Here is a 14652-nt window from a genome sequence, read left to right on the forward strand (position 1 = left end):
GTTTAAATTTAGCTGTGAATGTTCGACAGGGCTTTTTTAGCGCCGGTGTGTAAGCATCCGCTAAACCCCATTGCTATTTTTTAATTCGGCTTAGATTTCCAACAGTGTGGAAGTAATTCTTCTATTCGGGTCACTTTATGTGTCGGTAACCTTTTCAACACATCACTTAAATAGGCATAGGGATCCAACCCATTCAGCTTGGCCGATTGGATTAAAGTCATGATATTCGCTGCTCGTTGACCGCTGCGCAGCGAGCCAGTAAACAACCAGTTCTTGCGACCTAAGGCCCAAGGGCGCATCTGATTTTCGACCCAATTGTTGTCTATCGGCAAATTGCCATCATCCAAATAGCGGCTTAAAGCTGACCAACGTTTCAGCGCGTAATTGATGGATTTAGCCGTTGCAGAGTTCGATGGCACCGTCAGATAGTGCTGGTTGAGCCACTCATACAGCTGTTGCATCACTGGTTGACTGTACTTTTGCCGATATTCGTAACATTGTTGCGCTGTCCCATTCATCTTTTTCCTGAGTTCTGCTTCTACGGCATACAATCTCTGAATCAGCAGTAATGCCTGTTTAGCGATCTGACTTTTCCCGGTCATATGCAGTTCATGCAATTTACGTCGTGTATGTGCCATGCAGCCGAATTCAATAATTTGGCCTGATTTAAAGCGGACTTTATAGCCACTGTAATCATCGCAGATCAGATGACCCTGCCAGTCTTTCAGGAATTCTTCAGCATGCTGACCTGAACGGCTCGGCTGGAAGTCATAGATCACCGCCTGAACCACATTGTATTGTGTAGTGGCATAGGCTCAGACATAACCTTCTTGGCAGGCTTGAACGACACGATGTTTAAATTCAGCACTGTCTGTTCTTCTTTTTCTGGTAGCAGATATAGTGGATATCTGGTCATGAGTCGTCATAAATTTAGTCCCCACTTAAAAATAAGTAGGGACTAAATCAAGGCTTATAGAAGTGCTTGATAAGGTGTGTTTAGCGGATGCTTACTTTAAAACCATAAAGAGGTATCCACTAAAATTTAAGTGGACACTATCGGCATATAAATGCGTTAGAAAAAGTGGGGTTCAGCGGACGCTTACTTAAATCTGTATTGTTTTACTTAAGAACTAATAGCTTCTAAGATCAAAGCACTTTGCAAACTTCTATCAGACTCAGTAATACCTAACTCTCCTGCAGTAACAGGAACAACTCCCCAGTCTTCTAAAACAGTATCAATAATTTCATTATGATTTTTTACTATGATGTAGCATTTAGGTTTTCTTAATCTATATTCTAAAGGCCAAGAGTTATTAAGGTCAAATAACACTCTTCGAATATTCATATCATTCAAAGAATAGCCGATAAATAATACACTGTGATTCAACAAATCTGACTTAAATTTAACATCAATTGGATCTTCAAATTTCATTCTTCGATAATAACTACTTTCGTTTAAAACGATACTATTATCATCAGAAAAGTCTCCATGAAATTTAATAATCTGCGGGACATTTTTTTTAGCATTACTTATATGCAAAATATCTGATATTTTACTATAATAGTAAAGAATTGTTTGAAGTTCTCATCAATAGGCAAGTTTCCATTAAAATTTAATTGTTCTATATAACAGTCAAATTGTGGTTGTCGTTCAGGATCTAAAGCATTTGCTGTTATACATAGTCCTTCTAGAATATGATTGAGTTTGTTTATCTCGGTATCTTGCATGTTTCTATCCCTTAACACAAACCACTTGTCGTAATGTATAAACCACTTCAACCAAATCTTGTTGTGCTTTCATCACATCTTCGATCGGTTTATAAGCCGATGGAATTTCATCAATCACAGCAGCATCTTTACGGCATTCCACACCTTCCGTCTGGACAATCTGATCTTCCACAGTGAATCGGCGTTTTGCTTCAGCACGGCTCATGACGCGTCCTGCACCATGTGAACATGAACAGAATGATTCCTGATTTCCAAGGCCACGAACGATAAAGGACTTGGCACCCATTGAACCAGGGATAATTCCATATTGTCCAAGTTTGGCACTTACAGCACCTTTGCGAGTCACCATCACTTCTTCGCCGTAATGTTCTTCCTTTTGGTCGCAGATTTTGAATTGATTTGTGCCAAGCACCCTCGCCTCAAAAATACCAACAATAGAAAGCACTTGGGAACTTTAGGAACAGGGAACCACTTTGTAGAAATCTGTCTGGATGAGCATAATCATGTCTGGATTATGCTGCATTCTGGTTCTCGTGGCGTTGGTAATGCCATTGGTAATCATTTTATCGAGCTTGCACGTAAAGATATGCAAAAGCATTTTATTAACTTACCAAATAAAGATTTGGCGTATTTAGTTGAAGGAACTGAGCATTTTGATGATTACTGGTTTGCCGTGGGTTGGGCACAACGTTTTAACTCGTCTTGGAGGTATATGAAGAAAATGTGTGATGATCCAGAATTTATAGATTGGCAATTCCACATGAAAAAAATGGGAACCCCCACTGAAACGATAAATTATTTTTTCCGTAGGAATCTATTTTCCACGTTAAATAATAAGCAATTTGCAGTAATTTCAGGTTATTTAAAATCACATATTGAAGGTTTAATCGGAGAATTAACATCTTCCCAACAGGGTTATATAAGACCACCGAACAAATACCTTCCAACGTATGTTCAACATTGGCAGCATCTTTATCTCAAAGGTAAAGATGCTGAGATCCTGATTACTTTTGAAGCTAATACTTAAAATAGGTAAATAAGATGAAACTCGCAGAAGCACTTTTACTACGAAGCGATCAACAAAAAAAGCTCGCTTCATTAAAACAACGGATCAACGCCAATGTATTGGTACAAGATGGTGATGAACCGAGTGAAGATCCAAACGAACTCATCAAACAGGTATTTGCTTTAATCCAAGAAAGCAATCAATTAATTTGTCGTATTCATTTGACCAATGCGCAAGCAAAATTGGAGGATGGAAAAATATTGCTGTCCCTATTAAGTTTACGTGATAGTTATGCTGAGCAACATAAGATTCTCGTTGATGCGATTGCCAATACCCATCGTGAACCAGATCGTTATAGCTCACGTGAGATCAAATGGAAGAAGGTTATCCCTGTTTCTAACTTGCAAAAACAAGCAGATGATATCAGCGCAAAATTACGCGACTTAAATATCAAAATTCAGGCTGCCAATTGGCAGATTGATTTGGTTGAATAGACAACAGATTTTGTGAATCTAGTTCACAATCACAGTTTGGACATACTGGGCGAGTACAAGATCCTGCGTCCACTTGAGGGATTGAAAATAATTCAGGCGGCTACGGCAGCATGTGAGCCGTGCATCCATCTTCACTGATTAGGCTCAGCACTATGCATCTTGTAAACCTTTGCTAAAAGCAAAGTCACGCTTTACTTCACACTACCATGTACTGACAGTATGTTCATTAAATTAGAAAATAAGGAAAATAGACATGAATAAGACTTTGGCAAATATGCCAGCAATCAGTCAACCAGCAACCATCCAGATTGATGGTTCACAAGGTGAAGGTGGTGGTCAGATTTTAAGAACTGCTCTTGCCCTTTCAATGATTACAGGTCAGGCATTTGAATTAATTAAGATTCGTGCTGGCCGTAAAAAACCAGGCTTAATGCGCCAGCATTTGGTGTATGTACAGGCATCTCAACACATCAGTCAAGCTTATGTGGAAGGTGCTGAGTTACATAGCCAGCGGTTATACTTTGCACCACAGCATGTGCAAAGTGGAAAATACCAATTCCAGATTGGTTCTGCGGGAAGCACGACACTGGTTTTACAAACCCTATTACCTGCTTTGTTATTGCAAAATGAAGCCAGTGAACTCACAATTTCTGGTGGAACACACAATCCACTTGCACCAACAGCAGATTTTATTGAGCATTGCTTTTTGCCTGTACTAGCGAAAATTGGTATAGAAAGCGAATTTAAGTTAAATAAAGCTGGTTTTTTCCCGATTGGGGCAGGTGAAATTCAAATCAAGATTCAGCCGTGGCAACACCGAAACAAATTATGTTTATTAGAACGTGGGAATTTGCAAAGTACGGAGGCTTTTAGCATTGGGTCAAGGCGGTGAGTTTACTGCACAATGTATTAGTGAACATACTCGCACTCAGGCTAGCATGATTGAAAAGTTTATTGATTGTGAAATTGAGTTTATAGAGCTGAATAAAAATCTGTTTCAGGTCAAAGTAAACGTAGAATCGTAAATATTCAAAGAAGAAAGACGGTTTGAAGATTATCCAAGAGGTCAAGCAGAGGTAATAATTTCGAGTAATTTACCTGCTAATTATCCACTCATGGTATTAACCCAAGATGATCAGCCTAAAGCACTTCATCTGACAATCTAAGAATTATAAAATGTAGGTGACTTTTGTTGAATTTTAAAAGAGTAAAAGTGACCAAGATTTATCGTATAGATGAGCTTTAAATTTTAAAATATACATTAAAAATTATAAATTGTTGAAATAAAATAATTTATTTTAATGTAATTTAGCACCTTTTAAAGTAAAAATGTGGGTGACTATTGCCAAGGTTGGGGTCGCGAGTTCGAGTCTCGTTTCCCGCTCCAAGATTTTTAAAAGCCTCAAGTACATCACTTGGGGCTTTTTTTATTTCAGCTTTCACTCATAAACTTATATCAAGCAATCAGTTTTTCCTGCATGGTATTACTGCTAGGTTGCACCATATTCTCTACAGTAAGAATTTTGGTTAATACATCATCGGTAATCAGATGCTCTTGACGTACCAGTTCCAGTACACTTGCACCAGTTTGATTGGCTGTTTTTGCAATACGAGTTGTCGTTTCATAACCAAGATATGGATTTAATGCAGTAATAATACCAATCGAATTTTCGACCTGTGCCTTGCAATATTCTTCATTCGCCGTAATGTGTTCAACACAATGCGTTTGGAACATGGCAAGTGCTTTGCCTAGTAATTCAATAGATTCAAGCAATTTAAATGCGATCAATGGTTCCATTGCATTCAGCTGTAGTTGACCCGCTTCTGCTGCCAGCGTCACTGCCAGATCATTGGCAATAATCTGAAAACAAGCAAGATTTAATGCTTCCGGAATCACCGGATTAACTTTGCCAGGCATGATTGAACTACCGGGTTGGCGTGGTTGTAGATTAATTTCCTGAATACCTGCACGCGGACCACTGGATAATAGACGCAAATCATTGGCAATTTTCGATAATTTTGTTGCCGTACATTTAAGTAAACCCGACAATAAAACAAAGTCTCCCATATCAGAAGTTGCTTCAATTAAATCCGGAGCAGACTGAATGTCTTTTTGACTGATTTTACTTAAAGCAGTCACTGCAAGTGAGGTATAACTTGCTTCGGTATTAATACCTGTACCAATCGCTGTTCCCCCTAAATTCATATAATTCAACGTGCTATAGGGAATGCTGCTTAATTTTGCCAGATCTTTTTCAAGTGTCGCAGCAAAAGCATTAAATTCCTGCCCCAGTGTCATCGGAACAGCATCTTGTAACTGGGTTCGACCCATTTTAAGAACATGTGAAAATTCCTGTCCTTTGACGCGCAAGCTATCAATCAGACGACGAAAAGGCGCATGTAAATCATCCAGACTTAATAATAAGCCCAGACGAATTGCCGTTGGATAGACATCATTGGTGGATTGTGACATATTGACATCATTATTCGGATGCAGATATTGATACTCACCTTTGGCATGCCCCAGATATTCCAGACCAATATTGGCAATGACTTCATTGGCATTCATATTGGTGGAAGTCCCTGCCCCACCCTGAATCATGTCAAGTGGAAATTGTTGATGAAATTCTCCATGGATTAAGCGACTGCAAGCATATTCAATCGCCTCATACTTATGCTGATCCAGTTTCTGCAAAGACTGATTCGCTTTGGCACATGCCATTTTTACCATTGCCAATGATTTGATTAAGTTGGGAAATTGTGCAAGCTTGCTAGCACTTAAATCAAAATTTTCAATTGCTCTAAGGGTTTGAATACCATAATAGAATTGTGTTGGAACTTCACGTAAACCTAAAAGATCTTTTTCAATACGGGTAGAAACATCAGCGTTCATTTTTCAATTAGCCAGTTAACAAAGTGATTTTATCTTAGAATTTGTAACGATTCTTTTCTAATGCATAGTTTAGTTTTCGTATGCATTTTTTGCATAGATAAATCCATATGCAAACAACCGGCAAATATATGCCCCCAAATCCTGCCCAAACGTTGCAGCAAAGTCTGAACCTAATAGAATCAATATAAGTAAAACAAAGGAATATCGTGCTTTTATAAAAATTTACTTATACAATGACGATTACCATCAAAGTCTAAAGCCTTTGATTAAAAGCAAATGTTGGATCTGGAAAAATGAGTCTGGAAATTCGCTGGATTGAAGATTTACTGACCTTAGAACAAGTACGCTCTATTTCAAAAGCAGCAGAACAACGCTGCATAAGCCAATCTGCGTTTACCAGACGTATACAGCAACTAGAACAAAGTCTTGGTTTTGCGATTCTGGATCGCCATTCGCGTTATCTAGAATTTACTGATGCAGGTCAAATTTTACTGACAACTGCCAAAAATATAGAACATCAGCTCAATGAAACATTAGCTTTAATTCATAATATGAATAAGAGTAATGATATAACCATTCGGTTTGCTGTGGTACATTCATTATCATCGGCTTTTTTTTCAAATTTAATCCGACTATTCCCAGATACTATTCATGATTTTAAAACTGAACTTATGGTTGCCAATGTCGATGAAGGATTTCGATTATTAAAAGAAGCGGCCTGTGATTTTCTTATTTGTTATTCAGATCAACAAAAACTAAAGCAAATCAATCCTAATGTTTTAAGCTTTTTAAAACTTGGAGAAACCGAAATTGTACCTGTGACCTTAAAAAATGCCAATGGACAAAATAAATATGATATTCATCAATATTTTCCATTGTTAACGTATAGTAAGCATGCCTATCTCCATAATCTCGTTGATCAATTAATTGTCAATCGGCTGAATTACCGAATTGCATATGAAACAGACAATGCCAATAATTTAAAAGATTTTGTCCTGCAAGGTGCAGGCGTTGCCTGGTTGCCCAAATTGACGATTAAAGATGAACTTGCCAATAATCAGGTGAGCATTATTGAAGATGATGCCTTCATCATCAAACAACAGATTTATATCTTTAGAAACAAGCTTTCTCATGAGGCACATTTGAAAGACATGTGGAATGCCTTAAAATAATGGCAGGATAATCACTGATAAAACTATTATCGCTGAATATACTTGATCATTGTGAACTAGCACGAATAATCATGTCTCCATTAGATGCTTTTCTCATATCTTGCACATTGTTTTGGTCCCGGAATAATAACCTAAATAAAAGGAGAGCAACACATGTTTGCTCTCCTATTGGTATTGTTTATACACTACGTTTATTTGTTTCGTAATCCATCGCGTAACTTGTCGTACCAACCAAAAATCGTACCAAGCGCCTGACTGCCTTTACCAAGAAGCGCCGATAATTCAGCTTCTGTAAGATCACGTATTTTATCTTCACGCTCAGGTAATGGTGGCAGAATATGGGCATAATAACTTTTGTCGAGCAAGTGATGCAAAAGCCGTTCACCAGGAAACGGCTCATTGTTATTAAGTGCCCGAGCCCCTTTCAATATATTACGGATGTCATATTGTGTCGGGCTAATGTCGGCAACTTGTTTCGGAAGATTCAATAACGTATAGACCCCTATCCGTGCTGTTCGAATTGAACTTTCCATCGTAAAAATAATGTCGTTACTGGTTTCTACGAACTGCCCTAGCAATGCGAGGTTTGTACAACCTTCAGGCACAACGCGTGGCCGGTCACCCGCCGCACGCGGCATGAACTGCGCAGTGATGTAGGGCATCAAGGCAAGGCGAACCTTGGTGTTATCTGCAATTTCATCGAGATGATCAACTATGCCTAGGTGATAACAAAGCTCTGCGAGGACCTCCCGTCCAGTGCATGCCGGCATTGGTTTCTTGATATAATTACCATCTTTGTCCATCAGCAGCGCATAGACCCATAGTACCAGCACATCATCAGGCTGGGTCGGGAAATGTGGCTGACGGTTGCAAGTGAAACTCAGCACCCAATTGGAGTCGGTGAAAGTAATGATTCCTCCAGTCACCGTCTTGCCCGAATAAGGATCATTGACCGACAGTTCCTTGAGTTTATCAATTAATGGTGAAGGTTTGCAGGTCAACGTTGCCGATTCCCACATTGAAGCTGTCGCATTACCACAGAATTTATCCGGCTTGCCAAAGACAGGGGATTTCTTTGCCAAGTTCTTCCATAGCATCCAATCACTGTCCTCGCTCGCTTCCTGATTGCCAGAAGCTAAAACGGGTGCAGTATCCAGATCACCATAGGCCGTACCCTCAGTCATTGAACCAGTCAGTGCAAACACTACATCTTTTGGATCGATAGCAATGGTTTCATCCTGATCTCCTACCTTGCAACGGATGGCCGTTACGGTACGGTGACCATTTTGTTCGGTCATGTCAAGGTCATAAGCGCGGGTATTGAATTGTATCTTGACGCCCTTATCTTTCAGTAGACGAGTCAGTGGCACAACAAAACTATCATATTGATTGTATTTAGGAAATACTAATGCTGACATATCATTTAAACCGTCAATGGCATCAAGGAAGCGATGCATATAGAGTTTCATTTCCAGCAGACTTTGCCAGTTCTCAAAGGCGAACATTGAGCGCCAGAGATACCAAAAATTGGTTTCAAGAAAACTCTCGCTAAAATACTGTTCGATGGTGATGTCGTCAAGGTCTTCCTTGCGCTTGAGCAGCAGTTTGATAATCTCCCACTGATGTACTTTGCTAAGGCCCAAAGTTGAGAAATCACGGATTTGACCCTGCTTGTGCATGAGTCGTGCCTTGGAGAAGTTAGGATCATTGTCATTGACCAGCCGATATTCATCCAGCACACTGTAGCCCTCAGGCAACTCCAGCGCGGGAACATCTTGGAAAAGATCCCAGAAAATATCGTAATTGAAATTCATCTCGCGACCACCGCGAATAATATAACCGTCTTCAGCATTGCCGGCACCGTCAAGTGAACCACCAGCGATATCCATGGTGTCAAGGATGGTAATGTCCTCGCCCTTCATACGACCATCACGGATCATGTAATAAGCTGCTGCAAGACCGGCAATGCCACTGCCGATGATCCATGCCTTACGCCCTTCAACGACTTCAACCGGAATGGGACGGTTGCGCATATATGGCCCCATCATATCCGGTGGTGGAAGAGTATCTTTCGGGCTCTTGTACCAGAAACCAGCCCCTACATTGGCTTCGATTGGTAGTTTAGTTGGAACTGTCTCTGGCATATTACCGGCGTTTTCTGTCATTATCTTATCTTCTGTTGTGGATGAACGCCCAGAAATTATCGAATTTTCAGATTTTGATGTCAATTGGTATATGGTGCGAGCGGATATTACAAAAAATCGCCTTGAAAGATAGTGAATATGTAGCTGGTGGTAAAAAGGATATTTTAAAACCTAACCATTTGGCTGCTCTAAAGGCATATTTAATCCACCAAATACTGTAATAATATTTAATGTCTTAAATTTGAATTCAACATATTCAAACTTTCATGGCCAAACATACTTTTTTTTCAATTAAAAGCAAACCATAATCTATTACTAAATTTTGAATCAAAAAATCACCCGATCTATATAAGGCTTTAAATATCTATTTTTATCTGGCATAAAATTTGCTTTTATTCAAAGAATACCATTTATACATAATGATATGTATAAAATTGCAGCCAACGATGCCTGCTTGTAAGAATTGGTTGATATACCCAACATGATGCAAAAAAGTTCTCATGTAATGGGTTTATATTATGCCGATTTGTGCTTTTTCTGCATAAACAAGTGAAGGTGAAATTCATGACGAAGTCAATCAAAACCGTTTGCCCCTATTGTGGTGTTGGATGCGGCATGATCTTACAAGTCGAGAATAATCAGGTTGTTAAATTAGCTGGTGATAAAAATCATCCAACTAATTTTGGACGTTTATGTACCAAAGGTTCTTCTGCTCATCAGGCACTTCGCCAATCTGGTCGTCTGGAAAAAGCCTATTTACGTTCCGTACGCAATGCCGAACCTGCTGCAACAGCGATGGATCTTGCCATCTCGCAAACTGCCCAACGATTGCGCCAGATCATTGATCAAGATGGTGCAAATGCCGTCTCGTTTTATGTCTCTGGACAAATGTCCATTGAAGCACAATATCTGATTAATAAACTCGCCAAAGGCTTTATTGGCACCAATAATATCGAATCCAATTCCCGTCTTTGCATGGCAAGTGCCGGCAGTGGTTATAAACTTTCGCTAGGTGCCGATGGCCCGCCCGGTTCTTATCAGGATTTTGATCATGCCGATGTTTTTTTTGTCATCGGTGCCAATATGGCAGATTGTCATCCCATTTTATTTTTACGTTTAATGGATCGGGTGAAAAAAGGCGCAAAACTGATTGTAGTTGATCCACGGCGTAATACCACTGCCGATAAAGCCGATTTATTTATGCAAATCAAACCCGGTACAGATTTATACTTACTCAATGGTTTGTTGCATTTATTACTTAAAAACAACCATATAGATCATGAATTTATTCAGGATTATACCGAAGGCTGGCAACAAATGCCTGACTTTCTAGAAGATTATCCACCACATCTGGTGGCTGAAAAGACGGGTATTGCCGAAGAGAAAATCCGGCAGGCAGCACAGTGGCTCGGAGAAGCAGACAAATTTATGACCTGCTGGACAATGGGACTGAATCAAAGCACACACGGTACATGGAACACCAATGCGATTTGTAATCTACATCTGGCCACTGGACAAATTTGTAAGTTAGGTAGTGGTCCATTTTCACTGACTGGACAACCCAATGCCATGGGTGGTCGGGAAATGGGCTATATGGGACCCGGCCTTCCAGGACAACGTGCAGTACTGGCGGAAAAGGATCGTGACTTTATCGAAAATTATTGGGGCATCGCCAAAGGTACACTCACCACCAATCTAGGTAAAGGTACCATTGATATGTTTGAGCGAATAAAAACAGGGGAAATTAAAGCCTGCTGGATTATTTGTACCAATCCGGTTGCAACAGTTGCCAATCGGCAGACTGTTATTGATGGACTACAACATGCCGAATTGGTCATCACACAAGATGCTTTTTTAGAAACTGAAACCAATCGCTACGCCGATATTCTGTTACCTGCTGCACTATGGGCCGAAGCCGAAGGCGTGATGATTAATTCTGAACGCAACATGACCCTGATGCAAAAAGCCATTGATCCACCTGGAGAGGCATTACCAGATTGGCAAATCATCAGTCGGATTGCCTGTGAAATGGGCTATGCAGATGCCTTTAACTATCAATCCGCAGCAGAAGTTTTTGATGAAATCCGTGGCTGCTCCAATCCTAAAACTGGTTATGACCTGCGTGGTGCCAGCCATGCACGATTAAGAGAAACGCCATTGCAATGGCCATGCCCTCCTCTTGATACCGAACAAGGGCAGCAAGATCGCCACCCGATTCGCTATCTGAATGATGGAATCAGCCAACCCTTGCTTCAGCCTGATGAGGGTAAAACCAGACCCCGACTGATTTTTCCAACCGAACGTAATAAAGGCATCTTTTTTGCCCGTCCTCATCTAGATCCGGCAGAAATGCCAGATGAAACTTATCCATTTATATTAAACACCGGGCGGGTTCAGCATCAATGGCATACGCTGACCAAAACCGGAAAAATCGCCATGCTGAATAAATTAAATTCCGGGCCATTTGTCGAAATTAACCCCGAGGATGCAGCTCAACTAAGTCTTAAAGAAAAACAGCCAGTCGAAATTTGTTCTAAACGCGGTAAAGCCATTTTACCTGCTGTGATTACCGATCGGGTTTTGCCGGGCAATTGTTTTGCTCCCTTCCACTGGAATGATGTCTATGGAGAAAATCTTGCAATTAATGCTGTGACCAGTGATGCCATTGATCCGCTCTCACAACAACCCGAATTTAAAATTTGTGCTGTACAGCTGAGTCCGGTGATGGTTGATACATCATCAAGCATAGAGGAACTCTCGGCTGACAATCAAAACCAACAAGAAACAACAGCACTTTATGCTGACTCATCTTCTTCCTTTGCGATACCAGATTCAGATATGTCAAATATTCATCAAATTATTGCCAGTCTTATTGGACTACCACCAAGTACAGCACCTAATTTAAATGATCAGGAAAAGCTTTATCTTTCCGGCTTTATTGCAGCATTGCAACATTTGGCTGTACCCGCAAATAGTATGCCTACCTTACCTGATAATGCCCCTATCTCGGAGCAACATAAATTATGGGTCAATGGATTATTAGCGGGTCTATTTGCCCGTACTAGCATCAGCCAGCAACCCAACACCTCAGCCACGCCGACTTTACAACAAATAGAAAGTACCGAAAGTAAAATCAAAATCACGCTACTTTGGGCATCACAAACAGGCAATAGTGAAACGCTAGCAGAATCTTTTGTCGAAAAACTCAAACAGGCAAATTACGATGTGCTGTGTTATGACATGAATAACTTTAGCATCCAGCAACTGCAACACAGCGAATATTTACTCTGTATCAGCAGTACCTTTGGTGATGGTGATTCTCCTGATAACGGACAAAATTTCTGGAACGATTTAAACAGTCAAAAAGATCTGGATCTTAAAACCCTGAAATATAGTGTATTGGCATTGGGTGATCCAAACTATGATCAATTCTGTGGACATGGTAAACGTCTTGATCAAAAACTGGCTGAACTGGGCGCTGCGCGAATTTCGGACCGTATCGACTGTGATACCGACTTTGAAGAGAAAGCCGAGCAATGGTTCAATAATATTTTGGCAAAATTATCTGATTTTTCCAGCAATGACACAGCCAAAAAAACATCAGCAGTTACTTTATTGTGGGCATCTCAAACTGGTAATAGCGAAAGTCTGGCAGAATCTTTTGCCGAAAAAATCAAACAATCCGGTTATCAGGTCGCTATGCAGGAAATGAATGATTTTTCGATTCAGCAATTGAATAAAACCCAACATTTACTCTGTATTAGCAGTACCTTTGGTGATGGTGACTCACCAGATAACGGGCAAAATTTCTGGAATGATTTAAACAGCCAGAAAGATCTGGATCTTAAAACCCTAAAATATAGCGTATTGGCACTGGGTGATCCAAACTATGATCAATTCTGTGGACATGGCAAACGTCTTGATCAAAAATTGGCTGAACTTGGGGCTTCACGAATTTTTGACCGCATCGATTGTGATACCGATTTTCAGGAAAAAGCTGAACAATGGTTATCCAGTGTATTATCCAAGTTAAATACTGAACCGACCAAAACGATTGAATCCTCACCGCTAAAACCGGGAAAAATAAACTCAAATGCTCCGACTAAAGCGAAACCGTTTTACGCTCAGTTGATCTGTAACAAGCGACTTAATGCCGAACACTCCAATAAGGATATACGTTTATTTGCCTTTGATATCAAAGACTCTGGAATAAGTTATGAAGCAGGCGATGCACTTGGTGTTTGGCCTAAAAACTGTCCCGAACTGGTTGAAGAATTACTCAGCGTATGTAAATTATCCGGTGATAGTATCGTATCCAAAATTGACTTAGCCGAAATGCCATTACGGCAAGCATTGACTGAACGCTTTGAAATTGCCAAGCCACAAACCAAGGCACTGCAACTCATCGCGACAAAAGGACATTATCACTTTTTACAGGATTTACTCGATCAACCCGACAAATCTGAGTTAAAAAAATGGCTCTGGGGCAAACAACTGGTCGATATTCTGCATGAATTCCCGGTAAAACTGGCAACCAATGAGTTAATCGGGATCCTTGGTAATTTACAACCCCGTTTATATTCCATTGCGTCAAGTTCCGCTGCATATCCAAAGCAGATTCATCTGACCGTATCCGCAGTACGATATGACTGTCAGGGACGTCAGCGCAAAGGGGTGTCTTCAACCTTTTTAGCGGATCGCGCGACAGATCAAACTGTGGCAATTTTCGTGCAAAAGTCTGCATCATTCCATCCGCCAGCGGACGGCAATCTACCATTAATCATGGTCGGACCGGGTACGGGTATTGCCCCTTTCCGCGGTTTCTTGCAACAACGTCAGGCACGCGGTGATCAAGGTAAAAACTGGCTGTTCTTTGGCGAACAATTTTCAGCGCATGATTTCTACTATCAGGATGAATTGCTGGAACTACAACAAAATGGCATTTTAACCCGTCTGGATCTGGCATTTTCACGTGATCAGGAACAAAAGATTTATGTACAAGATCGCATGCGTGAGAATGGTGCAGAACTATGGCAGTGGCTACAACAGGGTGCATATTTCTGTGTCTGTGGTGATGCCAGTCGCATGGCAAAAGATGTGGATGCTGCATTAAAAGAAATTATTGCAACCCACGGTCAAATGTCTGAAGAACAAGCCACCGAATATGTAATTGGCATGAGTCGTGAAAAACGTTATTTACGTGATGTGTATTGAT

The 14652-nt window shown here is 40.4% G+C and carries 7 protein-coding genes and 4 pseudogenes; 5 read left to right on the forward strand and 6 right to left on the reverse strand.

The window, feature by feature from the left end:
• Nucleotides 1-80: 80 nt before the first annotated feature.
• The 4 genes and pseudogenes from tnpC to CAP51_RS07830 form a co-directional block, all read right to left on the reverse strand.
• Nucleotides 81-815: pseudogene (tnpC, locus tag CAP51_RS07815) on the reverse strand (IS66 family transposase); the annotation flags it as partial.
• A 308-nt stretch (nt 816-1123) separates the two neighbouring features.
• On the reverse strand, nt 1124-1540 hold the full coding sequence (locus tag CAP51_RS07820) for an SIR2 family protein (RefSeq protein ID WP_213062682.1): 417 nt from the start codon (nt 1538-1540) through the stop codon (nt 1124-1126).
• The gene (locus tag CAP51_RS07825; RefSeq protein WP_087620190.1) at nt 1531-1728 is read right to left on the reverse strand and encodes a hypothetical protein; all 198 of its coding nucleotides are present in this window, start codon (nt 1726-1728) and stop codon (nt 1531-1533) included. The genes CAP51_RS07820 and CAP51_RS07825 overlap by 10 nt, the downstream gene beginning before the upstream one ends.
• A 4-nt stretch (nt 1729-1732) precedes the next feature.
• Nucleotides 1733-2107: pseudogene (locus CAP51_RS07830) on the reverse strand (RtcB family protein); the annotation flags it as partial.
• Between CAP51_RS07830 and CAP51_RS17600 the strand changes: the two are divergent.
• The 3 genes and pseudogenes from CAP51_RS17600 to rtcA all read left to right on the forward strand — a co-directional run.
• Nucleotides 2105-2755: pseudogene (locus CAP51_RS17600) on the forward strand (RtcB family protein); the annotation flags it as partial. The pseudogenes CAP51_RS07830 and CAP51_RS17600 sit on opposite strands and share 3 nt — an antisense overlap.
• A gap of 14 nt (nt 2756-2769) precedes the next feature.
• Nucleotides 2770-3228 carry a DIP1984 family protein gene (locus CAP51_RS07840; RefSeq protein WP_087620192.1) on the forward strand — a complete coding sequence of 153 codons (459 nt, stop codon included), beginning with the start codon at nt 2770-2772 and terminating at the stop codon, nt 3226-3228.
• Between the two features lie 253 nt (nt 3229-3481).
• Nucleotides 3482-4253, forward strand: a pseudogene (gene rtcA / locus CAP51_RS07845) (RNA 3'-terminal phosphate cyclase).
• A gap of 431 nt (nt 4254-4684) precedes the next feature.
• Here the strand turns inward: rtcA and CAP51_RS07850 are convergent.
• Nucleotides 4685-6121, reverse strand: coding sequence for an aspartate ammonia-lyase (locus CAP51_RS07850; protein ID WP_087620193.1), 1437 nt, complete (start codon nt 6119-6121; stop codon nt 4685-4687).
• 293 nt (nt 6122-6414) lie between these two features.
• Here CAP51_RS07850 and CAP51_RS07855 point away from each other — a divergent pair, with 293 nt between their 5' ends.
• Complete coding sequence (locus CAP51_RS07855; RefSeq protein ID WP_087620194.1) at nt 6415-7293, forward strand: LysR substrate-binding domain-containing protein; 879 nt, start codon at nt 6415-6417, stop codon at nt 7291-7293.
• 191 nt (nt 7294-7484) lie between these two features.
• Here CAP51_RS07855 and CAP51_RS07860 read toward each other — a convergent pair whose 3' ends face one another.
• Nucleotides 7485-9458, reverse strand: coding sequence for an oleate hydratase (locus tag CAP51_RS07860; protein ID WP_087620195.1), 1974 nt, complete (start codon nt 9456-9458; stop codon nt 7485-7487).
• 543 nt (nt 9459-10001) lie between these two features.
• On the opposite strand from CAP51_RS07860, the gene CAP51_RS07870 reads away from it, so the two are divergent.
• On the forward strand, nt 10002-14651 hold the full coding sequence (locus tag CAP51_RS07870) for a molybdopterin-dependent oxidoreductase (protein ID WP_087620197.1): 4650 nt from the start codon (nt 10002-10004) through the stop codon (nt 14649-14651).
• Nucleotide 14652: the final 1 nt, after the last annotated feature.

The organism is Acinetobacter populi (assembly GCF_002174125.1).
GTDB lineage: Bacteria > Pseudomonadota > Gammaproteobacteria > Pseudomonadales > Moraxellaceae > Acinetobacter > Acinetobacter populi.

Excerpts from the sequence above, each read along its gene's own strand:
- CAP51_RS07850 (WP_087620193.1), bottom strand. The coding sequence starts at position 6,121 with ATGAACGCTGATGTTTCTACCCGTATTGAAAAAGATCTTTTAGGTTTA.
- CAP51_RS07860 (WP_087620195.1), bottom strand. The coding sequence starts at position 9,458 with ATGACAGAAAACGCCGGTAATATGCCAGAGACAGTTCCAACTAAACTA.
- CAP51_RS07870 (WP_087620197.1), top strand. The coding sequence starts at position 10,002 with ATGACGAAGTCAATCAAAACCGTTTGCCCCTATTGTGGTGTTGGATGC.
- CAP51_RS07840 (WP_087620192.1), top strand. The coding sequence starts at position 2,770 with ATGAAACTCGCAGAAGCACTTTTACTACGAAGCGATCAACAAAAAAAG.
- CAP51_RS07855 (WP_087620194.1), top strand. The coding sequence starts at position 6,415 with ATGAGTCTGGAAATTCGCTGGATTGAAGATTTACTGACCTTAGAACAA.
- CAP51_RS07825 (WP_087620190.1), bottom strand. The coding sequence starts at position 1,728 with ATGCAAGATACCGAGATAAACAAACTCAATCATATTCTAGAAGGACTA.